Annotated in this window: 22 protein-coding genes; 14 read left to right on the forward strand and 8 right to left on the reverse strand. The window is 37.7% G+C overall.

From position 1 onward, the window contains the following. The first annotated feature begins 6 nt into the window (after positions 1-6). The 7 genes from CAL6303_RS24735 (at position 7) to CAL6303_RS24765 (ending at position 7,781) form a co-directional block, all read left to right on the forward strand. Positions 7-2,427, forward strand: coding sequence for a CHASE2 domain-containing protein (locus CAL6303_RS24735; protein WP_015200575.1), 2,421 nt, complete (start codon positions 7-9; stop codon positions 2,425-2,427). Continuing rightward, on the forward strand, positions 2,420-3,214 hold the full coding sequence (locus CAL6303_RS24740; protein ID WP_015200576.1) for a hypothetical protein: 795 nt from the start codon (positions 2,420-2,422) through the stop codon (positions 3,212-3,214). Before CAL6303_RS24735 ends, CAL6303_RS24740 begins: the two co-directional genes overlap by 8 nt. A gap of 216 nt (positions 3,215-3,430) precedes the next feature. After that, on the forward strand, positions 3,431-4,477 hold the full coding sequence (locus CAL6303_RS24745) for a cyanophycinase (protein WP_015200577.1): 1,047 nt from the start codon (positions 3,431-3,433) through the stop codon (positions 4,475-4,477). Positions 4,478-4,588: 111 nt separating this feature from the next. Further along, positions 4,589-6,082, forward strand: a complete 1,494-nt coding sequence (locus CAL6303_RS24750; RefSeq protein ID WP_015200578.1) for an ABC transporter substrate-binding protein/permease — start codon at positions 4,589-4,591, stop codon at positions 6,080-6,082. After that, positions 6,075-6,809, forward strand: coding sequence for an amino acid ABC transporter ATP-binding protein (locus tag CAL6303_RS24755; protein WP_015200579.1), 735 nt, complete (start codon positions 6,075-6,077; stop codon positions 6,807-6,809). Before CAL6303_RS24750 ends, CAL6303_RS24755 begins: the two co-directional genes overlap by 8 nt. A gap of 32 nt (positions 6,810-6,841) precedes the next feature. Continuing rightward, positions 6,842-7,222, forward strand: a complete 381-nt coding sequence (locus CAL6303_RS24760; RefSeq protein WP_015200580.1) for a hypothetical protein — start codon at positions 6,842-6,844, stop codon at positions 7,220-7,222. Positions 7,223-7,277: 55 nt separating this feature from the next. Continuing rightward, complete coding sequence (locus tag CAL6303_RS24765) at positions 7,278-7,781, forward strand: hypothetical protein (RefSeq protein ID WP_238993739.1); 504 nt, start codon at positions 7,278-7,280, stop codon at positions 7,779-7,781. 30 nt (positions 7,782-7,811) lie between these two features. Here CAL6303_RS24765 and CAL6303_RS24770 read toward each other — a convergent pair whose 3' ends face one another. Both CAL6303_RS24770 and CAL6303_RS24775 read right to left on the reverse strand, forming a co-directional pair. Beyond that, complete coding sequence (locus CAL6303_RS24770; RefSeq protein ID WP_015200582.1) at positions 7,812-8,816, reverse strand: metallophosphoesterase family protein; 1,005 nt, start codon at positions 8,814-8,816, stop codon at positions 7,812-7,814. Between the two features lie 42 nt (positions 8,817-8,858). Beyond that, complete coding sequence (locus CAL6303_RS24775) at positions 8,859-9,095, reverse strand: hypothetical protein (RefSeq protein ID WP_015200583.1); 237 nt, start codon at positions 9,093-9,095, stop codon at positions 8,859-8,861. A gap of 130 nt (positions 9,096-9,225) precedes the next feature. Here CAL6303_RS24775 and CAL6303_RS24780 point away from each other — a divergent pair, with 130 nt between their 5' ends. Further along, positions 9,226-9,597 carry a DUF2809 domain-containing protein gene (locus CAL6303_RS24780; protein ID WP_015200584.1) on the forward strand — a complete coding sequence of 124 codons (372 nt, stop codon included), beginning with the start codon at positions 9,226-9,228 and terminating at the stop codon, positions 9,595-9,597. Positions 9,598-10,121: 524 nt separating this feature from the next. On the opposite strand, the gene CAL6303_RS24785 is transcribed toward CAL6303_RS24780, so the two are convergent. After that, complete coding sequence (locus tag CAL6303_RS24785) at positions 10,122-10,535, reverse strand: response regulator transcription factor (protein ID WP_015200585.1); 414 nt, start codon at positions 10,533-10,535, stop codon at positions 10,122-10,124. Between the two features lie 876 nt (positions 10,536-11,411). Here CAL6303_RS24785 and CAL6303_RS24790 point away from each other — a divergent pair. The 4 genes from CAL6303_RS24790 to CAL6303_RS24805 all read left to right on the forward strand — a co-directional run bounded on the left by CAL6303_RS24790 (position 11,412) and on the right by CAL6303_RS24805 (position 16,273). After that, positions 11,412-11,909 carry a hypothetical protein gene (locus CAL6303_RS24790; protein WP_015200586.1) on the forward strand — a complete coding sequence of 166 codons (498 nt, stop codon included), beginning with the start codon at positions 11,412-11,414 and terminating at the stop codon, positions 11,907-11,909. Between the two features lie 308 nt (positions 11,910-12,217). Next, positions 12,218-12,637 carry a hypothetical protein gene (locus tag CAL6303_RS24795; protein WP_041739956.1) on the forward strand — a complete coding sequence of 140 codons (420 nt, stop codon included), beginning with the start codon at positions 12,218-12,220 and terminating at the stop codon, positions 12,635-12,637. Between the two features lie 39 nt (positions 12,638-12,676). Further along, positions 12,677-13,432 (forward strand): molecular chaperone, encoded by a 756-nt coding sequence (locus tag CAL6303_RS24800; protein ID WP_015200588.1) that lies wholly within the window; start codon positions 12,677-12,679, stop codon positions 13,430-13,432. 309 nt (positions 13,433-13,741) lie between these two features. Continuing rightward, the gene (locus CAL6303_RS24805) at positions 13,742-16,273 is read left to right on the forward strand and encodes a fimbria/pilus outer membrane usher protein (RefSeq protein WP_015200589.1); all 2,532 of its coding nucleotides are present in this window, start codon (positions 13,742-13,744) and stop codon (positions 16,271-16,273) included. A 605-nt stretch (positions 16,274-16,878) separates the two neighbouring features. On the opposite strand, the gene ppk1 is transcribed toward CAL6303_RS24805, so the two are convergent. Then, positions 16,879-19,053 (reverse strand): polyphosphate kinase 1, encoded by a 2,175-nt coding sequence (gene ppk1 / locus CAL6303_RS24810; protein WP_015200590.1) that lies wholly within the window; start codon positions 19,051-19,053, stop codon positions 16,879-16,881. A gap of 267 nt (positions 19,054-19,320) precedes the next feature. On the opposite strand from ppk1, the gene CAL6303_RS24815 reads away from it, so the two are divergent. Further along, positions 19,321-19,752, forward strand: a complete 432-nt coding sequence (locus CAL6303_RS24815; protein WP_015200591.1) for an NUDIX domain-containing protein — start codon at positions 19,321-19,323, stop codon at positions 19,750-19,752. 87 nt (positions 19,753-19,839) lie between these two features. Here CAL6303_RS24815 and CAL6303_RS24820 read toward each other — a convergent pair whose 3' ends face one another. Further along, positions 19,840-20,601 carry a hypothetical protein gene (locus CAL6303_RS24820; protein ID WP_015200592.1) on the reverse strand — a complete coding sequence of 254 codons (762 nt, stop codon included), beginning with the start codon at positions 20,599-20,601 and terminating at the stop codon, positions 19,840-19,842. Between the two features lie 187 nt (positions 20,602-20,788). On the opposite strand from CAL6303_RS24820, the gene CAL6303_RS24825 reads away from it, so the two are divergent. Then, a complete protein-coding gene (locus tag CAL6303_RS24825; protein ID WP_015200593.1) occupies positions 20,789-21,178 on the forward strand; it encodes a RidA family protein in 390 nt (129 codons plus the stop codon). A 216-nt stretch (positions 21,179-21,394) separates the two neighbouring features. On the opposite strand, the gene CAL6303_RS24830 is transcribed toward CAL6303_RS24825, so the two are convergent. The 3 genes from CAL6303_RS24830 to pyrF all read right to left on the reverse strand — a co-directional run bounded on the left by CAL6303_RS24830 (position 21,395) and on the right by pyrF (position 23,451). Beyond that, positions 21,395-21,829: a hypothetical protein gene (locus CAL6303_RS24830; protein WP_015200594.1), complete on the reverse strand. Its 435-nt coding sequence runs from the start codon at positions 21,827-21,829 to the stop codon at positions 21,395-21,397. A gap of 209 nt (positions 21,830-22,038) precedes the next feature. Beyond that, complete coding sequence (locus CAL6303_RS24835) at positions 22,039-22,647, reverse strand: hypothetical protein (RefSeq protein ID WP_238993740.1); 609 nt, start codon at positions 22,645-22,647, stop codon at positions 22,039-22,041. An 84-nt stretch (positions 22,648-22,731) separates the two neighbouring features. Then, positions 22,732-23,451, reverse strand: coding sequence for an orotidine-5'-phosphate decarboxylase (gene pyrF / locus CAL6303_RS24840; protein WP_015200596.1), 720 nt, complete (start codon positions 23,449-23,451; stop codon positions 22,732-22,734). Positions 23,452-23,455 lie beyond the last annotated feature (4 nt).

Genomic DNA, 23,455 nt, shown 5'->3' on the forward strand with positions numbered 1-23,455 from the left:
GTGTTTATGAAACATATTTTTAACCTTAAAGTTCAAAAAGTTGAACAAATCTGCTTATTTGAGTTGTCTTGGGGGAAAGGACAAAGACTAACTGCACAGGTTGATTTTCCAGATGATTTAACTTCGCTATATCAAGAATGGCAGCGTGCTTATTTTTACTTTTACCAGTCAGATCAGATGCGGGGCAAAGCCATTGGTGGTGGAGTTGCTAAATTAACTGTCACCGATTGGCACGCAGAACTGGTAAAGGCTGAAACTAAGTTGATGTATGAGTTTCACCGCTGGTTAAGGAGTGCTGAATTATTTGAAATTCGTTCCCATATCGCTCAAGCTAGTCAGGAATTAGTGAAGGTAAATCCTGATACCACCGAGGCAGTACAATTATTTCTAACTTGTGCGCCAATTGAAATGGATCGTTTCCCCTGGGAAGCTTGGGAATTGGGAACAGAATTTGCCACTACTGGGGCAATTCAAATTATTCGCGCACCCTTGAATATTAAAGCCGAAACAGGAGTCTCCCCAGGGAAACCACGTCAAGGACGCGCTCGGATTTTAGCAATTTTGGGTGATGATACTGGTTTAAACTTCCAAGCAGATAAAGAAGCAGTGCAATCATTAATAAAGATTGCGGAAGTCCAGTTTGTGGGGTGGCAACCGGAACAAACACCTACCCAAGTAATTCAACAAATCACAGATGCGATCGCAGATGAACGCGGATGGGATGTTTTGTTTTTTGCTGGACACAGTAATGAAACGGAAATGACAGGAGGTGAATTGGGTATAGCACCAGGTGTATCGATTTCCATCAAAGAAATTGCTTCTCAACTCAGCGCAGCCAGGAAACGCGGGTTGCAAGTGGCGATTTTTAATTCCTGTAGTGGTTTGAATATCGCTAATTCCCTGATTGATTTGGGTTTTAGTCAAGTTGTAGTGATGCGGGAGCCAATCCACAACCGTGTAGCCCAAGAATTTTTAGTCCGATTTTTACAAGGATTAGCGAAGTATCAAGGTATCTATGAAGCAGTGATGGGAGCAAGGCAATTTCTGCGAATGGAAAAAAGCCACACTTATCCTTCTTCCTACCTTGTCCCTTCCTTATTTTGTCATCCAGATGCAAAATTATTTCGCATCCTCCCCTTTGGTTTAAGGCAAAGAATCCGGCGCAGCGCACCAAACTTCATAGAAGCGATCGCACTCACCGTCAGCGTTGCTCTGGGTGTACTTCCCCCGTTCCAAGAATTTCTCCTTGATAGCAGAATGTACGTCCAGGCAGCTTATCGTAGCGTCACCACCCAAATTCCCAATGATAAAGCTCCCCCAGTTGCCTTAATAGAAATTGATACAGCCTCTATCTACCGCTCCCAACTTCCCAATTCCCAAATTCACCCCTTCAGTCGCACTTATATCTCCAAGTTACTTGATCGCTTAAACACCCTAAATGCCGGGGTTGTGGGGTTAGATTTTCTCTTTGATACACCCCAAACAAACCCAGCTTCCGGAGATGCAGATTTAGGAAAATCCGTCAGAAGGCTTGTAGACAAAAATACCTGGTTAATTTTTGCGGCTCTCTTAGAACCCGATCGGGAAGTAGGAACAAATGAAGCTCTCGGAATCAATAAATGGAATTGGACACTTCAGGGTTATGTCGATTCATACAACTACTTCCTAGAACTTCCAGACCCCAAACGCGACTGTCGTCAAGTTTGCCCAATTTCCTACCTGATGGCACTTACTCAAACAGCCAGACAGGAAATCACAGATTTACCACAACCTCAAACCAACCGAACCACTAATTTACGTACTCAACTTTTAGACACTATTCAACAGAAAAAATCACAAAAAGGAGACCTAGCAAATCTTTTAAACCTCAAACGACCTTTGGGACTGGAACCCTTGGTAGACTTTTCTCTACCACCCCAAAATGTTTATACCAAAATACCTGCTTGGCAGTTGATGGAAAACCCAGACATCAACAAATTCCCCTTAATTTCCAAGCAAGTTGTCTTAGTTGCCGCAGGGAATGATGAGCGTCTAGTAATTGCACCTGGTCAAGCAGACCGCACCTCTGCACCCTCAGCCACAGTCTTTTGGACAAAGCAAGAGTGGCTAACAGGTGGTGAATCCCTCGCTTACATGACTCAACATTTCCTTACACGGCATCTTGTTATCCCCATCCCCGATCTGTGGTTAATTGGATTAGCTGCCATTCTTGGTAGAATTACGGTATTTCTTTTAAAAAAGAAATCCTCTATAGATCCAACCTACAGAACCAAGATTATCGCCATCTCAACAGGTGTAGTGGTTTTCTACGGTTTACTCGGACTTCAACTTTATATCTCTGCTGCGGTTTTACTGCCTTGGTTTTTACCATCATCAGTATTCCTCACCTACGTTCTACCGATTACAAGGAGAAGAAATCATGTTTAGTCATATAAAATCTCGCCACCAACAATCATCTTTAGCTAAAAACGTTATATTCAGCTTGGTGTTAATTCCCACCGTCATTGCTTCTAGTGAAATAGGAACCTATGCATACTCTGCTAAATTAAGCAATACCCAAGCGAAAACTTCCTATTCAACTCTTGCTCAAAATATAACTGCCTTCAGATTAGCCTCATTTTGGCAACGCAAACCCAAACAACCTAAAGTTGTCCGAGGTGGTGATATTTGTCCTATTTCCCCAGGTTTAGCAGACACATACATGATTTGGAACAGCCGACCATTATTTTTGTGGCAGAACCGCTCAGAAAATAAAGAGGCTGAATTGTTAATACGCGATCGCGCTACCAAAGAAATAGTCTGGAAACAATCCGTCAAAACCGCAGACGGAAAAGCCGCATACAGTGGGACAACAGCCCTTACACCGAGTAAAACCTATGAGTGGAAGCTATCCGGGACTGATGATGATTGGAAAATATTCCAAATTATGTCCACCGAAGAACAAAATAAAATTTCCACAGAACTCCAACAACTAGAGCAAAAACTTCAAGCCAGTAAAGCCTCACCAGAGGAAATCACCCAGCAAAAAGCCGAATATTTCAGCAACTACCAAGTTAAACACAAAACCGAAACCGGAATTTTACATCCTTGGTCTGACGTTTTGCAAACCCTTTACGAAATTGAGCAGCCATCCGCACAATTTGTAGAGCAACGTAGCAAATATTTGGTGAATTTTTGTAATTCAGAAACACCAAGCGCCAGTGTCTCGAATTAGATATTATTTGCTAGACAAAATTACCATATTGTGCATTGACAATTGAGCATACCGTAGGGGCAAACGCTTGTTTGCCCCTATTTATTCATTCACTATTTTTCTCTTTCAGAAATTTAAAAAAAATTAAAAAAATAGGATACTCCCTCAGAGTTATCGCTGGTGTTTATCAAGCAATGAGGTTATCTTAGATACGAAATTAGCGCAAGAGTTATCTTTGTGGTCAGGACATCTGAAAATCTCATCGAGACAAGTGGTACTAGTAACAACTTTGAATATTATCTCGAAGGCGGAAAAGTTAGCCGGAATTCCGCAAAACCCACCCCCGGCATTTTATTAATTGGTGGTGCAGCAGGAGACAAATTAGGAGAAGACGCAGCAACCCGCTGGTTTTTAAACCTGGCAGATGGAGGGAATTTTCTAGTCCTTCGTTCCGGTAAAATTGGAAAACAAGCTAGTTGGATTTACGATAATTACCGAGATTTTGTCAGTTCAGCCGCTGAACTCTCAATCAATAGCCGAGACGCTGCCAACAATCCTGAAGTAATTCAATATATCCGCGATGCCGATGCTCTATTTTTAGCAGGTGGAAACCAAAGCGATTATCAAGATTATTGGGAAGGAACAGGTGTAGAAAATGCGATTAATTACCTAATTAATAAAAAACAAGTTCCTGTAGCCGGAACTAGTGCAGGAATGGCAATTTTAGGTGATTGTTACTATGCACCAAAAGATCAAGGTTTGGTCAGTTCGGAAATTTTAGACAATCCATTTCATCCCAACACAAAAAATATCTATCGTAGTGATTTTATTCGCGTTCCTTTTCTAAAAAATACAATTACCGACACACACTTAGATAGAATTAATAGCAATAATCCCGAAACCAGATATGGGAGATTTTTCGGATTAGTTGCAAGGGTTGTACATGATTGCAATTGCCTTCCCGTATACGGAATCGGTTTAGAAGAAGGTGCATTTGTCGCAATTGATCAAAAGGGAATTGCCCAAATATTTGGCAATAGCGAAAGCCAAGGGCAAGATGCTTACTTTTTACAAACTAATGGTGCAGCACCCGAACAAATAAAACCCAATTTACCGCTAATTTGGAATCACCAAGGAAAAGCCACAAAAGTCTATAAAATTTCTGGCACACCCGAAGGTAGTGGACATTTTGACTTAAATAATTGGAAAAACGTTGACGGTGGAACCTGGGAATATTGGTTTACAACTGGTGGTGAATCAGGCTTTCAACGGCAATCAATATAAAACGTAGCTGGTAACAATGTAGAGACGAGACATGTCGCGTCTCTCTTTCTATTCAATATCAATACAGTTTCATCAAAAATCCATACCCTGCATCTACTTACCCATTAATTTATGAAAAAGCGGAGAAAATCACTTTTTACCCTGCTATTTGCGGCAGTTTTCGCAATCAGCATCATTACTAGTCAAAATCATCCGCTACTTGCATCATCGGTTGGGAAAGACACATTAACAATGATTACTTCCCCCGATTATCCCCCTTTTGAGTATTATGAAAATCAGGGAAGTAGCCGCAAAATAGTTGGTTTTGACATCGATATTGCTAACTACATCGCTAAAGAATTAGGATTCAAACTGGAAATCATGGAAACAGATTTCGGTGGTTTGATTCCTGCATTGCAAGCAAATCGCGCTGACTTTGCAATGGCAAGTATGAATCCGACACCCGAAAGAAAGCAAAATGTTGATTTTTCCCTAATTTACTACCAAGGCAAAGACACAATTGTTGCCGATAAAGACAGTAAAATTACTAAATTAGAAGATTTAGCAGGCAAACGCTTGGGTGTGCAATTAGGTACAACTCAAGAACAAAGTGCCAAAAAAATGGCAGCAAAGTTACCAGGAATGGAAATTAAGCTGTTAAGTAAAGCCCCAGAAATGATTCAAGAAATCAAATCGGGACGGATTGATGCGGTGATTTTGGGTGAAATTGTCGCCCAAGGATTTACCCAATCGAACCCAGAATTAGGATTTTATCCGTTACCACCAGAGGGTAAAGAAGCAGGAGGAAGCGCTGTAGCATTCCCCAAAAATTCCCCTTTGGTTGCACCATTTAACAAAGTTTTGCAGAAAATGATTGATAGTGGCGATTTAAATAAGCTGAAAACTCAGCGAATTGCCGCTATTAAAGATACGTTAATTCCCACTCCAGTAGTAGCAAATAAAGGATTCAATTTTGACTTAGGGCGTATTATTCCCGATATCCCCTTTATTCTTCAGGGAATACCCGTAAGCTTAATGTTTACTTTATTATCATTATTTTTCGGCTTAATTTGGGGTACATTACTTTCCCTTTTCAAAATTACCGGAATTAAAGCCTTAACTTGGTTTGCTAATGCCTATACCTCGGTGTTTCGCGGTACACCGATGCTTTTACAGTTGGCATTAGTTTATTATGCAACACCCCAACTGACAGGTTATAATATACCCGCGTTACAAGCTGGTGTATTAACATTTACCCTGAATTCCGGTGCATACATGTCAGAAACCATTCGAGGAGGCATTCAATCGGTGGATAAAGGACAAACCGAAGCAGCTTTGTCGATGGGTGTTCCTTACCATTTGATGATGTGGGATATCATTATTCCCCAAGCTTTGAAGAATATTCTCCCAGCTTTGGTAAATGAGACTATTGGACTGTTGAAAGATTCTGCACTAGTATCGACTTTGGGAATGGTGGAAATATTACGTAGTGCCCAAATTGTCGGAGCAAATAAATATATTTACTTTGAACCTCTATTATTTGCGGGATTAATTTACTACGTCTTGGTTATGAGTTTAACCTTTAGTGCATCAGCTTTAGAAAGGAGATTGCGGTTAAGTGAGTAGAACAGTAATTCGTACAGAAAATCTTTGTAAATCCTTCGGCAAGTTGAATGTCCTCAAAGATATTTCCACAGAAATCTATCCGGGGGAAGTAGTTGGGATACTTGGTCCCAGTGGTTCGGGAAAATCAACATTTCTTCGCTGTATGAACCTCCTAGAACATCCCACCAAGGGCAAAGTTTACTTTCGAGAAGCCGAAATTACCGCTCCCAAAACCAATATCAGCAAAATTCGCCAAGAATTGGTGATGGTATTTCAGCATTTCAACTTATTTCCCCACATGACAGTGTTGGAAAATGTCACCTATGCACCGATGAAAGTCAAGGGGTTGAATAAAGAAAGTGCAATTAACAAAGGATTGGAATTATTAGACAAAGTTGGTTTAGCCGAAAAAGCCGATGTTTACCCAGCAAGGTTATCAGGAGGGCAAAAACAGCGAGTTGCGATCGCACGCGCTCTGGCAATGGAGCCAGAGATGATATTATTTGATGAACCAACTTCCGCTTTAGATCCAGAAATGGTTAAAGATGTGCTGGAAGTGATGAAACTTTTAGCGAAAACTGGGATGACAATGGCAATCGTTACCCATGAAATGGGATTTGCTAGGGAAGTAGCCAGTCGGATTATGTTCCTTGACCAAGGCAGTTTAGCAGAAGACACCACACCACGAGAATTCTTTCAGAATCCAAAGTGCGATCGCGCTAAACAATTCTTGGAGAAAATGCTGTAATATCTGCTCCTATAGTTTTGGAGGTATTTTTAATGTCCGATGGAATTTTTGTATATCAACCTGAGGAAAAAGATATTTATGATTGGTCTGGCAATCAGCTACTTCCAGAAGCACGAAGTTATATCACTGTAAATAATATCGTCAGAATTCAAGTGAAGGAGGAAAATCCATACTATTGTGAAGCCCTTTATGTCGAAGTTACTGCAATTGATGAAAATGATATTTTTACAGCAACAGTATTAGATACATACCGCACAATCATAGAAAAAAGAGATGTTCAAAATGGAGATATATTACATTTTCCTAGAGCCTGTGTGATGGAAATTCCTCATACTTGGCAGGGTAATGAAAATTTAGTCATTGTAGAAAATATGGTGACAGGAAATGAACGGGAGGTTACAGGAATCTTGTAATTTCAAATTTATGATATTTTTCATATTTCCCTTTATTGCTATCTTAATTCTCTTTTTGCCAATCATTCCAAATTGGGAGGATACAAAGTTTATATTTTCTCTTATTGTATTCCTACTCAATTTTGTGATTGGGTTTTTATTATTTATAAAACCAAAAAAAATACAAATTAAAAAAGCGCGTATTTTAATTCTTCTAAACTTATTGTTATCGAGTGTAGTATTTTTATTTGCCTTGTTTATTATTTTGATTTCGTCTGGATTTGATGCTCCAAGTATACAAACCATAAAATCCACAGACTATTCCACAACGGCATATTTATATAATTACACCTGTTCTCCACCAGATACCTCTACAGGATGTGGCACTTACCACGGAGAATTAAAATTTAGAATTGCTTTTACTCCTTTTGCAATGACAAAATTTCATTGTCCCTGTCTATTTGGTACACCTGATCGTGTTGGTGAGTGGGTAACTATTCCTTTGGAAGAACACCGAGAAGAAACAGTATCTGCGATTAAAATTAACTTAAAAACTGGCGAAATTACTCAAGAATCTTAACTACTTATCATCAAAATTTCGCTGTTTTATTTAAATTACCAATTCATTCATTACCTGCAACCATTTCTCTGGTGTTGGCAAGGTTTGCTGGATAAATTCGGCACTAAGATTACTAGCATTAGCTTTATATAATAAGCTGGCATAGCTAAAACAACGAGCCGGCTTTTTAAATCCATCCACACCATGAATAGAAATTAATTCTGCTAGTTTTTCCTCTACTTTCAGAATTATTCTGGGAGTAACAGCAAGTAAATCATGCATCCACTGTTCCTTCTCGGTAATAAAAGCAGATAATTCTGAATTTGGAGAATTTCTAAACTCATCACAAATTACCTGAATTTTTTCCCACTTATAACTATTCCAGGGTTTAGCCTTCATCACTGGCAACTGCCACTTAACTATCTCTTCTTGCCAATAGTCTTTAGCTGCTTCCACTTGAACAATTTCAAAACTTGGTAAAATCAGGGCAGTTAATTTCCCACCATGACAGGCTCCAGTGTCGATACCATAAACTTTTCGTGCAATTATTATTGGATAATCGCCAACAACGCGATGACCAAAAATGACTGGTTTCACACCACTATATAACTGACTCCAATAGCTACTTTGATAACGTTTTTCCAAATATTTTTCACCCGCAGTACAACCACACAAAACCTCTTCTTTTTGTTCTTCAATGGGTATACCATCTTCCACCGCAGCATGAACAAAAATTGCCGATTCAGTTTCATGATAATAGGGTAGATGTCTAATCCATTCTAAGAATTCGTCATAACTGTCGCCAAATTGTAATTTGACAATTTCTTGGGAATAGGAAAGAGTTTGTCTGAGGTGTTTACGTTCGTGATTACCCATCAACACTATGGTGTTAGGGCGATTTTTGAGAAAATCATACACCTTGACTGAATCAGTCCCCCGATCCACAATATCCCCCAGGGAGACTAAACAATCTTCCTTTGTAATTTCTACTTTGGCTAATAGCTGCATAAGTTCTCCATAGCAACCATGAATATCGCCAACTACAATTGTTCGCATAGCTCAATTTAAATCGAATATTCTTACCGTAGCATATATATACTACTTATTGTAATATTTAGATAAAAGTTGCTTTCGGTATGGAAAGTCAACAGAATAAATAATTAGTATTTGGCTACTTTCCCAAGCTAGCGGATAGGTGAAGAGGGTTGCCGCAAAGGCTACAACCGATGTATAATAAACATCTCTACGGGGAAATGGCTGTATTTTTGCTAAAATAATTAGCACTACATGTATTTCAATTGCCCAAGAAATCAGTAATGCTAACAACTGCGTCATTAGTTTTAGAGAAAAATTAATAGCAAACAAAAATTGTAAACATTGCAGTGTGAAAATTACCTTTTACGGGTGAATAATAAATTTTGTATGCCATAGTCAAATAGATGTTTATTGAACACTATATTTTCTCATGTTCACGTTCAAGAAAAAGTATTTCTATCTCACAGTCTTATTATTTATAGTAGAGGTGTTTATTGCCGTTTTCATCGATGATAATTTTATCCGTCCTTTTATCGGTGATGTTTTAGTAGTCATATTACTTTATTGCTTTGTCAGAGCATTCTCGAATGCACGTCCTTTGACTGTCGCTTTATCTGTCTTAGGGTTTTCCTATATTATTGAAGTTCTCCAGTATTTTAACTTTGTTAAAGTGTTGGGATTACAAAATAATAAAATTTTATCTGTTGCCTTAGGAAGCGTATTTGATTGGAAAGATATAATTGCTTATACAATCGGTGTTGTGTTAGTGATTTGGTTGGAAAATAAAAAATATAGAAGTTAAATAGAGTTACAGCAAATTGCCTTTAATCGTGCAACCAACCAAAATATTAGAAGCCTGTAACTAGATAGCCACAGGCTAAATACTGGGGCATCTAGACAAAGACTACTTAAGCAGGCTTTGTCGATGTGGCAATATCCTTGTAGAGTATTGCGCTGAATTTGATGGGAAAAGTGGTGCAACAAACTTAGGACTTACGCACTGTACAAAATGACTATATTGTGTATCAACGTGAATACGTTGTTTTAGCCTTTTCCAAATTACCCTTTCTTGGTTTATATCGCTTGGTGGAGAACCAAAAAATAAGCTCTAAGCGCTGAAAACCATACCTGCTATTTTGATTTTTCTGTCAATGCGTAAGTCCTAAAACTGCCCAGTTTCTTAGAGAAAGGGAAAAATAGTAGTAAAGGTGTACTTAGATTGCATGAAAACCACTACAAACTTAAGTAAATTTATATAGAGTTAAACAGCTTGGTAGCTTGATTCTGTGTGAGTAAAAATAACAACAAATAGGAATATATTCTTTATTAGCCGACTGAATGGCTTCCAACTTCAGTTCCTAACTGTCGAACTATGGCTACAAGTTCTTTAGTAGGGATGTCTTTTTTACAGAAAATATCCCAGTTGCCTTTGCCGTCGTACTCTCTAATTTTGGAGTCTTCAACGGAAGAGTAGGCGATGATTTGAGTCTCTGGAGCGATTTGCTTGATTTTACCCGATGCTGTCCAGCCATCCATAATTGGCATTTGTAAGTCTAGGACGATGACGTTGGGTTGGTGGGACTGTACCATTTCCACAGCTTCCTTTCCATTGCTGGCTAAACCAACAACCTGGATATTTTCCTGGGAGGCAAAAGCAAGCTTGAGGGTTAAACGGGTCAGTTCGTGGTCATCTACAACTAAAACTTTGAGCTTGGATGAGTGACAGGATAAGGTTAGCATTTGACTTTAGAAATGGGCTAATTAATGATCATGTTTATAGTTTATGGGCATAGCATCCCTATTTAACTCTATCTAGCGGTTGAATAATTCAGGATTATTAGAGCGGTTACATCTATAATTGTGTAGAAATTCTACATATAGATAAAGATAATAACTTTACTTTAAGAAGCTGAATGATCCTGTGGTACTCTTCCGGCAATAAGCTAGAATCTTCAACTTGCCTGGATGTAAACTACCCATGATCGCGTCAATTCTGCCAACTCCAGGATTAAGTAGTGGCACGTAATTAATTACACAAAATCCAAGATGAAATTTTTGCCTATCAACGAATTACCATTGTAATTAATTCTATCTGATCAATAAATAGATCTATAAACAAGTTACAACTCGCAAGTAATTTTTGTGTCGAGGTAAAATCCCCGTCACAAAACATGCTGTCTGTATAGGCAGCAGAATCAAACTCCCAGACTTTGTTAAAATTTATATTTGATTGTTTTAAATTTTCAAAAATGTATCTTTTATGTAGATAATGTTTAACTTGTTTTGATTAACACGAATAATTTTAAAAACGAAGTATTTTCACTGATCACAAATCATGAGGCAGTAAAACAGAATAGGTTCAAGAGTCAAGAAAACGCTCTAGTCTCAACAAAATACAAATGTGTTTTTCAGATATTTATCTGAATTTAATGAGAGTATTTTACAGATAACAAATATTCTCTAAAAAGTTTTTTGTTGAGGTAAGTAGCTTGAATTTATAAGTATATATTGCATATACACAGCTTCCAATTAATATAGACTCTCACCGCAAAATAACAATTTGCAAACAATCAATTTCAACTCACTAAACATTACCAAAAAAAAGGATTAAATACCATGAATTTACTATCTCGTTCCGCATCTTTATTCGCTTCTGCTTTAGTTCTTGGTGCTGCTGCAATTAGCGCTCCTGCTGCATTTGCTGCTGACACAGCAGACGTACCTCTTGCTGGTACTGTTGTCAGTACACTTGATATCACCGCAACTGCCACAGGAGCAGCTGGTGCGCTTACTTTAACTCCAGGTGTACAACAAACCGTTAAAGTTGCCGATCTTGCTATTGTTACAAACAACGCGACAGGTTACACATTGACTGTTACACCAGGTAGTAATTCTGAATTAAATACGACTGGTGGTACAACACCTATTTCTTACCAAGTTGCAGTTGTTGGTGACAATGCAACAGCCCCAACCACCTTTACTGCGACTGCTACCACTAGCTCGAGTAACAATACCGATACTCCTCAAGATTTGTACATCCAATATACTCCTGCTGCTGCACTAGATACTGGAGCTTATACTGGAACAATCGGTCTCAGTGTTGTAGACAACTAAACAATTAAGTATTCTCTGAACTTGTGCCTAAAAACCTAGAATATTTCATGGCACGCTTGTAATTCTAAACATAACACTTCTCCCATCATGGGAGAAGTGTTATGGGAGGTTCATAAGTATCTTTTATGACCTGTCAAAACATCATAGTGTAGCTGTGAAAATAAAAAATATTTGAATATTAGATGTCTCAATAAAAAAACACTTATTTTTTAGCAGCAATCTTTAGCACAAAACTAAATAGAACTTATAGAGTCACCAATATTATGAGGTTTGTAATTCAAAAAACGTTGCTTATCTTCTCACTGCTTTTGACTAGCATAGAAGCAACGCTAGCCGAACCTTCAATTACAGCTACTTCCACATCATTTGCTACTACTCTTGAATTAACTACTAATACTACTAATACAACACGTATTATAAAAGTAGGAACTATCAATATTTCTAATATTGGAGCCAATGGTTATACCCTAACTATTACATCTGGAAATATTGCCAAATCCAATAATAATCCAGATAATCCAACTCCAATTCCTTTTCAAGTTACTACAGTTCCTTCTAACAATTCTCAACCAACAGTAGGGGATTTTACTACTTCATCTGGATCTCCCTATGTGTTTTCTAGCACCATATCTGCACTTGATTTATACATCAAATACAATCCCACATCCGTTCAAGATCCAGGTAATTATGGTGCCAATATTAATCTTAGCGTTGCAGATAATCCATAGTTATAGTTATTAATCTCGATATTTTCATTATTTACCATTATGAAGCTCACATTTCCCAAAATTTTATTTTCAACAATTATCTTAATGCTGGGTGTACAGCCAGCACTAGCATTTCAACTACTACCAATGTCTCGTACTTTCACACCAAGTGGTACAGGTGCGACTCAATCTTATCAAATTGTTAATGACAAAAAAGAAGCATTAGCTGTGGAAGTATCTATTGTGCAACGAAAGATGGATATTGATGGAGTTGAAACTTACTCCGATGCTGATGATAACTTTCTGATTTATCCACCTCAAATTCTACTTAAACCTGGTGAGAAACAAACTGTACGTGTAACTTGGTTAGGTGAAGCTAATTTATCTCAAGAACAAACATTTCGCTTAGTTGCTCAACAAGTACCTGTTGAATTAAATGCTTCTCAAAATAATCAAGCAACCACATCTGGACAAGTTAAAATATTGATGCGTTACATGGGTTCAATATTTGTTCGTCCAGTAAATATTAAACAGAAAGTTGTATTAGAAAGTATTAAACAACAAAATAATAATAAGGGGCAAGAAGAATTAGTTATTATTTTACAGAATCAAGGTAGCGGACGTGCAATCTTAAAAGAACCAAAACTAAGTGTGAAAACTTCTGCAAGCAACACACCTATTGCGCTCAATTCGGAACAGCTTAAACCCATCAATAATACTGTTATTTTAGCTGGTAATAAGCGTCGTTTTGTAATTCCTAAACCTAGTAATTTAGCAAATGGGGAAATTTCTGGAGAATTTAAATTTAAAGAATAATTACAGGTAATTATTTACTCCTCACCGCTCTAGTTGGTGGGGTATTCTAGTATGTTTGTGAATGAAAGCAAAATACTTCATATCCCAATAAAGTCAAATTAATAGTAGCAAATTAATATGTGTGGAATCTTTCTTCGCTGTGTGCCCCTCTCTGCAAACGGAGAAAGGAATAAAAGAAGTAAGTTTCTATATTTTATGAAATTTACATTCCTGATTATCTATGATTTACCAATAATTATTAAAGAACTATCTTAACTAATCTGACTAATATCAGTTTGTTCAAAATTTATTTAAAAAATAAATATTAAAATGCTATCTAGACGTATTCTTCTCTTAATTAGCAGTCTTCTTCTATTAGTTTTTACTAATACATCAGCATATACTCAGATACCGGCAGATATTAATACCGAAAAAGAAAATGAAGATAAGCTTTTTGAAAAAGTTTTTGGTAGAAGACAAAATAATCTTCAATCTGTTGTAGCTCCTTTTTTTGTTGATGGACAACAAAGGGGTGAAACAACACTTATCTTAACTCCTGGAAATGTTCCAAATCTCCGTTTTCAAGCAACCGCATTTCTCCAAGAAATGGTGGAACTTATCCGTCCTGATATTTATCAACAAATTCAAGGGGAAATAGATAAAGAAGGCAATCTTACATTAGAAGCTTTACAACAAAATGGGCTTGAAGCAACATTTAGCGATCGCACTTTAGAATTACGCATCCAAATACCTCCTGCACAACGAAAAACAAAGATTTCTGATCTTCGAGGCAATGGTGTACCTCCAGAAGCCGAAAATGCAGTCAAACCAAGCAAAGTTAGTGCCTATCTCAATTTACGGGGTGGGCAAGATTTTGTTTGGTCTGGTACTTCATCCACAAATCTAGGACGACAACCTCTGAACTTGCAATTTGATGGTGCAGTTAATGTTAATGGATGGGTATTAGAAGGAGGGGGTAATTTCAACGAAGGAACAGATAATTCTTGGAGACGGAGTGATCTACGTTTGGTACGAGATGATCCAAAAAGTTCTGTACGTTATGTTGTAGGTGATGTTTCAACCCCAACCACAGGCTATCAAAGAAGCACACCAATCATTGGATTTACGGCAGCGAAAAACTTTACATTACAACCATACCGTGTCACAAGACCCATTAGTCAATATGAGTTTTTCTTAGAAAGACCTTCAAAAGTAGAAGTATTTGTTAATAATCGTTTGGTTGAAACATTACAGTTACCTGCGGGAAAACAAGATGTTCGTGATTTACCTCTCAGTGTTGGTACTAATGATGTTCAATTGACAATTACAGATGATTTGGGTCGTGTTTCTCAACTTAATTTTTCCAGTGCTTTAGCTAGCGAATTACTTGCACCAGGATTACAAAAATTTGCTTATGGAATTGGGTTTGCTGCTGAACAAAAGAATGGGGTTTATAGTTATAACTGGGAAAAACCAATTCTTTCTTTATCCCATCACTTTGGTGCTAACAAAAAATTAACAGTTGGAGGATATTTCCAAGGCAATACTCAACAACAAGTAGCCGGATTAGAAGGGATATTTGCAACATCTATTGGTAATTTAGGATGGGATGTTGCTTTGAGTAATGCTAGTAATCTTGGTAGCAGTTATGCAATGAAATTACGTTATGATTTTTTAAAAGTTGGTAAAAATAATCCCTCTCAACGTACTTTCAATCTCTCACTTGAACATCGTGGTGCAAATTTTATGCAGTTTGATGATGAAAATCCCAAAAATAAGTATAGTTTGGGAATTACTGCTGCATATAATCAAAAATTATTGAGTGATATAAATGCTAATTTGAGCCTGAGATATCAATTAGGTAGAGATGAGACACCAGATACACATTCTATTAATCTTGGTTTATCTAAATACCTCAGAAATGGCTTGGGTGTGAACTTAAATCTGAGCCAAAACCGTAATAATAATGGCGATAATGAACAACGTGTTTATATGAGTTTGTCATGGTTAAAGCAACTACCATCTCAATCATTACGCACAACATCAGAATTTAGTAGCGAGGATAGTTTTAGTAATCGTTTTAGTTGGAATTCTAATCCTTTAGAACCATTTGGTAATCTTCGAGGTTCAGTAGAAGGAGTACAAAAGTCAGGTGATTATCAGTTAAATACTAAATTAGCTTATCCAGGATTTCGAGGTAATCTTGAACTATCTCATGATTTTACAAGATTAGGTAATGGGATTAATACTGACAGTCATCGAACACGCTTAAATTTTGGTACTGCTGTTGTTTTTGCTGATGGTAATTTTGGTTTATCACGTCCTATTGATAACAGCTTTGCGATTGTAGTTCCTCATCAAAATTTAAGAGGAAAAAAAATTGGTGTCAATCCAGTTGGAGAGAGTTATTTTGCTCAGATTGATGGTTTGGGTTCAGCTGTGCTTCCTAGTTTTCAACCTTATAATGTTTCGAGTATCAAAATTGATAGTTCTCAGTTACCCTTAGGATACGATTTGGGTAAAGAAAATTATAATATATTGCCTAGTTATAAAAGTGGTGTTGTTATACATGTTGGCACAGATGCAACTGTTTTTATCAAAGGTAAATTAATCCTCGCAGATGGTAAACCACTTTCTCAAAAAACTGCTCAAGTCGTATCACTTTTAGATACAAAGTGGCAGCCAATAACTTTGTTTACCAATAAAGCAGGTAAATTTGCCTTAACAGGATTAAAACCTGGACGTTATGAAATCCGTTTCAATGAAGAATCATTACAAAAAGTTAGTTTTGAAATTCCTAAAAATACTGCTGGTTTATATGATATTGGTACATTAACTTTCTCTTCCGTCTCATCTAACTAGCAAAGGTAATAGCAATTTGAAAAAATAACACTACAGATAGATTTATCATTTCATTAATTTTGGGCTACGCTAGCGCTGCATCCAACCTTGTAAGTAATCGCGCAGAATTATTTACACACAAGGATCTAGTCTGGGTAAAAGTTTCATGCCTTAAGATTGTGTAATTAATTTTGTTTAACTACTTATCTTATAGATAGTAGTAGACATGCTTTATGTCAAGTTTGAAAGTATTTATAGTATAGTTTTTGACTCTCGAGTCGAAAAGGAATTAAAGCCTTAAGTGCCTAAATTTCCAATTCCCAGTTTCCGTATATTTCCCAATAACATTGTTAAGTTATTTAGATGCAATCTCATAATTCATATTTCTATTTACCGTGATCAAATCCGAATGCTGTCGGCTATAAAAGAATACACAGTAATTAAGATTGAACTTGGGTATATCCAGGGAAATATAATACTCATTTCTTTTTCAAGTATGTGATGTCGATGGAAATATTATTAAGTAAATCAGTTATATGGCTTTTAGGATTAGATATGACAAATATAGCTACTTGATGAGCAACAGATGATTGGAGACGCGGTATGCCGCGTCTCTACTTGGTAGACTATAATTTGGCTGCCATTGCCATGAGCATTTGCTGTGAACTAGCTTCAGGACAATTTTCGCCTGGTCGGCGTTGGATATAACTACCATCAGACTGTAATTCCCAAGCGTGGCGGTTATCGGCTAGCATAATTCCTAATACTTCTTGCAAATCTTTAGCAATATCTGCATCAAGAATTGGGGTAATTGCTTCGACACGACGATCTAAATTACGTGGCATCCAATCGGCACTACCAATAAATATTTCTTCTTTGCCATTGTTGTGAAAGTAGAAAATTCGGGAATGTTCTAAAAAGCGTCCAACGATACTAATAACATTAATATTGTCGCTAATATCTTTGATGCCGGGACGTAGGCAACAGATACCACGAATAATTAAATCAATTTTGACTCCAGCACGGGAAGCTATGTATAAAGTTGAGATGATTTGTAAATCAACAAGGGCGTTCATTTTGGCGACAATGCGTCCAGAACCACCATTCTTGGCGTTTTCGATTTCACGGTTGATTAGACTGAGGAAGCGATCGCGCATGTTAACGGGGGCTACTAATAACTGACGGTATTCTTTTTGCCGAGAATATCCAGTTAGGTAATTAAAGATATCAGTGAGGTCGGCACCAAGTTCTTCCCGACAGCTAAATAAGCCGAAATCTGTATAAAGTCTGGCTGTCTTCGGGTTGTAATTTCCTGTGCCGATATGGACATAACGTTTGATGTGTTCTTTTTCCCGACGCACCACCATCACCAGTTTGCTGTGGGTTTTTAAACCAACCAAACCATATACGACATGGACACCAACACTTTCTAAGCGTCGCGCCCAATAGATGTTATTCTCTTCATCAAAGCGGGCTTTTAATTCTACTAATACTGATACTTGTTTGCCATTTTCGGCAGCAGCAATTAAAGCGTTGACAATTGGGGAATCCCCAGAAGTGCGGTATAGGGTTACTTTGATTGCTAAAACATCCGGGTCGTATGCAGCATAGGTAATAAATTTGACAACAGATGCAGTGAAGGATTGATAAGGATGATGAACAAGGACATCCTTTTCTCGAATTACAGTAAAAATATCTCTACCCTCTTCCACTTCTAGTGTTTGAGGATTGACAGCGTTAGGTTCCCGCAGACGTTGGAGACGGGGAGGCACAACAGATTGCCAAGGTCGATCTTTGTACTGTTCTAGAGGTAGTGACATAAAATACATCATGTCCCTTAAACCTAATAAACCATCAACTTCATAGACATCGTTTTCTGATAAATCTAAATCTTGCAGTAGACGCGATCGCACTCCTGGGGGAGTATTAGATTGAATCTCTAATCTGACGGGATTTCCCCCAACACGACGTTTGCGTAATTCCTGTTCGATTGCCAATAATAAGTCATCAGCTTCATCTTCTTCCAATCCTAAATCAGCATCACGAGTAATGCGGAAAGAATGATATTCCTGAATATTCATTCCTGGGAATAGGGATTCTAAGTTGTGTGCGATCGCTTGTTCTAATGGTATGCCTGTCCAAGCAGAAGGCTCACCACGATCTTGAACTCGTAATTCTGGAGGTAAAGGTAAAAATCTGGGTAAAACCTTGGGAACCTTGACTCTGGCAAAAAATTCTTCTTCGGTTTCGGGATTTTTTACCAAAACCGCTAAATTTAAACTCAAATTAGAAATATAGGGAAATGGGTGGCTTGGATCTACTGCCAATGGTGTAATTACTGGAAATATTTGTTCTTTAAAATACTTATCTAAATATGTACGCTGCTCAGAGTCTAAATCAATGTAACTGAGAAGATGAATCCCATGACTAATTAATTGGGGTAATAAGACTTTTTCAAACTGCTGATGTTGTTTAATAACTTGGGGACGTAAAGACTTACTGATATCTTCTAGCTGTTCTTGAGGTGTACGACCATTAAATGCTAGTTTACTGACCTTTGCTTCAACTTGCTGCTTTAATCCTGATACCCGCACCATAAAAAATTCATCTAGATTTGAACTGAAAATTGCCATAAATTTCAGCCTTTCTAAAAGTGGTGTTCGAGGATCTAAAGCTTCATGCAAAACACGGTTATTGAATTCTAACCAACTTAACTCACGATTAAGATAGTATTTTGGATCTTGAAAGTTGATACTTTCGACATTTTCAATAGTTTCGCCGTTTTTTTTCGATTTTGCCATGATGCGCTCAAATTAATTTGCTAAGTTGATATGGTTTCAATTAACCAGAACTTAACCAGCGCTTAATGTAAATACCTCACTACACAAGGGTTTTAGGCATCGCGCTAGAATAAATCCAGCAATAATTTCATGTTATCGGAAATTAGGCAATCACGTTGATTTTGTTTAGAGGTTTAAGCAAGTCATTAGGATAAATTTTGCTTAACTGGTGAGCCTTCTTGCTTTCCAAGGTAAAGTAGTTAATATTATTAGATTTCTCAAAGACACATGTACCGAAATCCAGCACCAACGGTTGATATAATTATTGAATTAATCGATCGTCCCCATCGACCAATAGTATTAATTGAAAGGCATTTTGAGCCATTAGGTTGGGCAATTCCCGGTGGTTTTGTGGATTATGGGGAGTCTGTGGAAGTAGCCGCAAAACGGGAAGCGCTGGAAGAAACAGCTTTAGAAGTGGAATTAATCGAGCAATTTTTAGTTTATTCTGATCCTAGTCGGGATGCACGAAAACACACAATCAGTATAGTTTTTATTGCCACTGCTACAGGTGAACCTCAAGCAGGGGATGATGCCAAAGGTTTAAAAATATTTGAACCCTGGTGTGTTCCCAATAACTTATGTTTTGATCACGATCGCATTTTACGGGATTATTGGCAACATCGTCATTATGGAATCCGTCCCAGATTAGGATATTAGAAACTAGTACAGCATGGCGTAAATAACTAGACCATTATTTGACGATGAAAGATGCAGTAATAAACGGCTTTCCCCTACTGCCTACTACTACCTTGACGTGCTAGTTGCAGTACCTTTAATAACTAAGCGTTGTTTACCGCCGTAGTTATCGCCTACTATATCTATAGCCTCAACCTTCATAGGTAAAGAAATAGCACGTTTGACAATTCTATCTTCCAAAACAGTCACCGGAATTTTCAAATTTTTCGCTAAATCTGGCAAAGTTGAGTTAAAACCAGCAATCGTCACCCGTGCATCTGGTTCTAAAGTGATATTTCCTTCTTTCGCTATTGGTTTACCCTCCATCTCTATGTACACAGCGCGATCGCTAACAAATGGTAAACTCAGTATTGCTTGAGCAGCACCAGCACCCTCACCACCTTTTGATGATAAATGCTGCACAAGTTGTTTTAAATCAACCATTGCCCCAATCACCATCTTCTCATCTTGGAACTTTGTATTTGTTCCCAACACAATCTTTTTTACCTGTTTCTGATTATCTGCGATCGCGTCATCCAAAGCAGCAGTATCAAAACCATATGCAACCAGAGTATTTACCTCATCTGCGCTTAATTCAATCTTTCCCTTTCCTTGGTTTCTCTGTTTTCGCAAACTTTCAACAACCTTGTCATTTACTTTCATCCACTCCGGAATCCCAGATTCAGTATTCGCTGCTGAAATCACCTCATCTGTCGGATTTGTCTGTGTATACCAAGCTGGAGCGTAGGTTGTTTTGTTCCAGAGGTAAAATAAAATACCTCCAACACTCACAGAAAACAAACCAAAAATTAATAGTAACCGCTTCAACATAGAATTCCAGTGAGTTTAATTTTTAGTAGGGTTGTAGGTATTTGTTTGGTCTACACAAGATACAACTAATATTCCTGAATTTAGTCGCAAAATCAAGAAGTGCCAGAAAAATTAGATTGCTTGACAAACGAGGTGGGATAATTCCTAATGGAGAAACCAGCTACATACATCTCAATACATAATATCTATGAATCGTCAAGTAATTTGTACCAATCACGCACCCGCACCCGTAGGACCATATAACCAAGCTATTTCAGCCTCTGGACAAATGATTTTTGTCTCTGGACAAATTGCTTTAGATCCTAACACTAGTGAGATAGTTGGTACTGGAGATGTCACAATTCAAACTAAGCAAGTAATGACAAATCTGGAAGCAGTTTTAGAAGCAGCTAATGCCAAGTGGGAAAATGTTGTCAAAGTCAGCATTTTTCTCAAAGATATGAACGACTTTGCAACTGTAAATGGAATTTATGCTCAGTATTTTCCAGCGGATACTGCACCAGCCCGTGCATGTGTCGAGGTGTCACGTTTACCGAAGGATGTATTAGTTGAAATTGAGTGTATTGCTGTGATTTAGAAGTAATTTGAGGAATCAGGTTTGATTTCTATTGGCGTAGTTTACGCTTAAAAATTTAGTAGTAGGGTGCGTATAGCCTGACGGCATCCAATAAAAGACGGAACGTCGTAACGCACCAAATATTTAATATTCTTCACATTATGGTAAATTGCCCTGTCATAACCACAATTTTCAACACCCACCTACTTAACAAAATTGACTTAGCAATATTGATATTTATTCATCTTCTTTTATTTGCTGAATTTCTCCATCTATTTTCAACTTTAAAATGGTACTAAATGTACTGTAAAACCCAGTTTTCCACTCTCTATTTTGGAAAATAAAGGACAAATAAAAACTCTTGCTGTTAGATGAATTCATCACGAGATTATCACCTTCTTTAGGGGTGTATTTAAAATCAAAACAACTTCCCTGATTTAAATTGAGCAAAACCCACTCCTCATTTAGTCCTTGCCCAATATCAGAGGTAGGTAAGGAGCATTCCCCTTCCTTCAGCGACTCATATGTTTCTTGAAATTCTGATAAATACCAACGGTATACTTGTGGAGTATCCGCTTGCGCTTTTTTATATCGCCTTGAATTTTTGTTGTGAACAATTTCTTTTTCTTTTTTGCAACTGCATAGGATAAAGCCTTTGGTAAAGTCACACATACTTTATTTAAAAACTTATTTAAAAAATTTATTTAACAATATTGGGGGTTTAATTCCCCTGCAACCAGTAAGCAGCATTCTGACAAACTTTGGCGGGACAGAAACCGATACCGCCAAGTTTATGCTGTTTTGTGTCGTCACTTATTACTTATTACTTATTACTTATTACTTATTACTTGTTATTAGAGCTTCACCCAGCAAATTTATATTTACCTGTTAGTGCTTCCAGCTTCACAATCCCTTAACCAAATATCTACAGCTTTCCCAATTGCCCCATCACTACTTTCTCTGAGTGGAGTTGAGAGTTGATTAGCTGGATATGCACCTGTTTTAGTGAACATCATCACCTTTCGCCAACCACTATTAGTTTGAGTTAATAATAGTCGATGAAATTGCTGTAATTCAATGGCTTTACCTGCGGTATATTGCCGTTCTAAGGTAGTAAAAAAAACCTGATCAATTTTATCATCCACAGTCCGAACTGGGTTAGTACTCATTCCATAAGGATTGAGAGGTAGAGGCGTAAAATCCGGTTTCCCTGCAAAGATAATGTAGCTATAAACATCAACTTTTCGACTTAAACGACGAGCGCGTTGACTTGTGCGGTTTGCATAATTTGGTAAATCACGCAAGAGATTTGTAGTTAAAGTTTCGAGATTCTGCTGAGAACAAATTGACTTGGGTGCGATTTTCTGACCAGCATTAACTTGTTGCCAATGGGTGAATAATAACGAAAAATAAATAATGATGGCGATCCAAATCCGAGTTTTATTGAATAACAACATCTCTTTATAATACAGCCGTAAATTTGGACGCAAAGATTTTGATAATCTCCCCTAAGTCCCCTCATTTCTTTGAGAGTAACTTCGCAAAGAAAAAGGGGACTTTAAACGCAGGATTAATCAACCAAAATTGGATAATTCTTCACATATTTTCTCCCAAGCTAATTGTGGCTCTTTGGCTGCGGTAATTGGTCTGCCAATGACTAAATAGTTAGCACCAGATTTCACCGCTTCAGTGGGGGTAAATGTTCGTTTTTGATCACCTTTTTCAGCCCAATCAGGACGAACTCCCGGACACACCAAGAGAAAATCATCCCCACAGCTTTCGCGTAGTTGTTTTGCTTCTTGGGGTGAACATACTGCCCCATCTAAACCCGATGATTTTGCCATTAACGCCATTTCTAAAGTGTATTCGGGCAATTCTAGAGGTACCCGCAAATCAAAAGCTAGTTGACGAGAAGAAATACTAGTTAATAAGGTGATAGCAATAACTTTAGGTGGTGTAACTCCTGTTTGGTTTGCACCCTGTTGTACCGCTTCGGCTGCTGCCTTTAGCCCATCTCGTCCGTTGGTAGCGTGAATTGTCAGTAAGTCTACACCATAGCGGGCAGCACTACGACAAGCCCCAGCAACTGTGTTGGGGATATCGTGGAATTTGAGATCCAGGAAAATGCGTTTTTCGCGGGATTTGAGTACCTCTAAAATTTGTGATCCGCTGCTGGTGAATAACTCCAAACCAACTTTCCAAAAGGTAACTTCTGGCAGTTTGTCCAAAAGCGCGATCGCATCTTCAAAGGAAGGTACATCTAGCGGTACAATTATCTTTTCTTTAGGGTTCATTTGT

The organism is Calothrix sp. PCC 6303, assembly GCF_000317435.1.
Classification (GTDB): Bacteria; Cyanobacteriota; Cyanobacteriia; order Cyanobacteriales; family Nostocaceae; genus PCC-6303.

Coding starts and splice junctions, on each gene's coding strand:
- CAL6303_RS24735 (WP_015200575.1), top strand. CDS start 7: ATGAAACATATTTTTAACCTTAAAGTTCAAAAAGTTGAACAAATCTGC.
- CAL6303_RS24740 (WP_015200576.1), top strand. CDS start 2,420: ATGTTTAGTCATATAAAATCTCGCCACCAACAATCATCTTTAGCTAAA.
- CAL6303_RS24750 (WP_015200578.1), top strand. CDS start 4,589: ATGAAAAAGCGGAGAAAATCACTTTTTACCCTGCTATTTGCGGCAGTT.
- CAL6303_RS24760 (WP_015200580.1), top strand. CDS start 6,842: ATGTCCGATGGAATTTTTGTATATCAACCTGAGGAAAAAGATATTTAT.
- CAL6303_RS24770 (WP_015200582.1), bottom strand. CDS start 8,816: ATGCGAACAATTGTAGTTGGCGATATTCATGGTTGCTATGGAGAACTT.
- CAL6303_RS24775 (WP_015200583.1), bottom strand. CDS start 9,095: ATGACGCAGTTGTTAGCATTACTGATTTCTTGGGCAATTGAAATACAT.
- CAL6303_RS24780 (WP_015200584.1), top strand. CDS start 9,226: ATGTTCACGTTCAAGAAAAAGTATTTCTATCTCACAGTCTTATTATTT.
- CAL6303_RS24785 (WP_015200585.1), bottom strand. CDS start 10,535: ATGCTAACCTTATCCTGTCACTCATCCAAGCTCAAAGTTTTAGTTGTA.
- CAL6303_RS24790 (WP_015200586.1), top strand. CDS start 11,412: ATGAATTTACTATCTCGTTCCGCATCTTTATTCGCTTCTGCTTTAGTT.
- CAL6303_RS24800 (WP_015200588.1), top strand. CDS start 12,677: ATGAAGCTCACATTTCCCAAAATTTTATTTTCAACAATTATCTTAATG.
- CAL6303_RS24805 (WP_015200589.1), top strand. CDS start 13,742: ATGCTATCTAGACGTATTCTTCTCTTAATTAGCAGTCTTCTTCTATTA.
- ppk1 (WP_015200590.1), bottom strand. CDS start 19,053: ATGGCAAAATCGAAAAAAAACGGCGAAACTATTGAAAATGTCGAAAGT.
- CAL6303_RS24815 (WP_015200591.1), top strand. CDS start 19,321: ATGTACCGAAATCCAGCACCAACGGTTGATATAATTATTGAATTAATC.
- CAL6303_RS24820 (WP_015200592.1), bottom strand. CDS start 20,601: ATGTTGAAGCGGTTACTATTAATTTTTGGTTTGTTTTCTGTGAGTGTT.
- CAL6303_RS24825 (WP_015200593.1), top strand. CDS start 20,789: ATGAATCGTCAAGTAATTTGTACCAATCACGCACCCGCACCCGTAGGA.
- CAL6303_RS24830 (WP_015200594.1), bottom strand. CDS start 21,829: ATGTGTGACTTTACCAAAGGCTTTATCCTATGCAGTTGCAAAAAAGAA.
- pyrF (WP_015200596.1), bottom strand. CDS start 23,451: ATGAACCCTAAAGAAAAGATAATTGTACCGCTAGATGTACCTTCCTTT.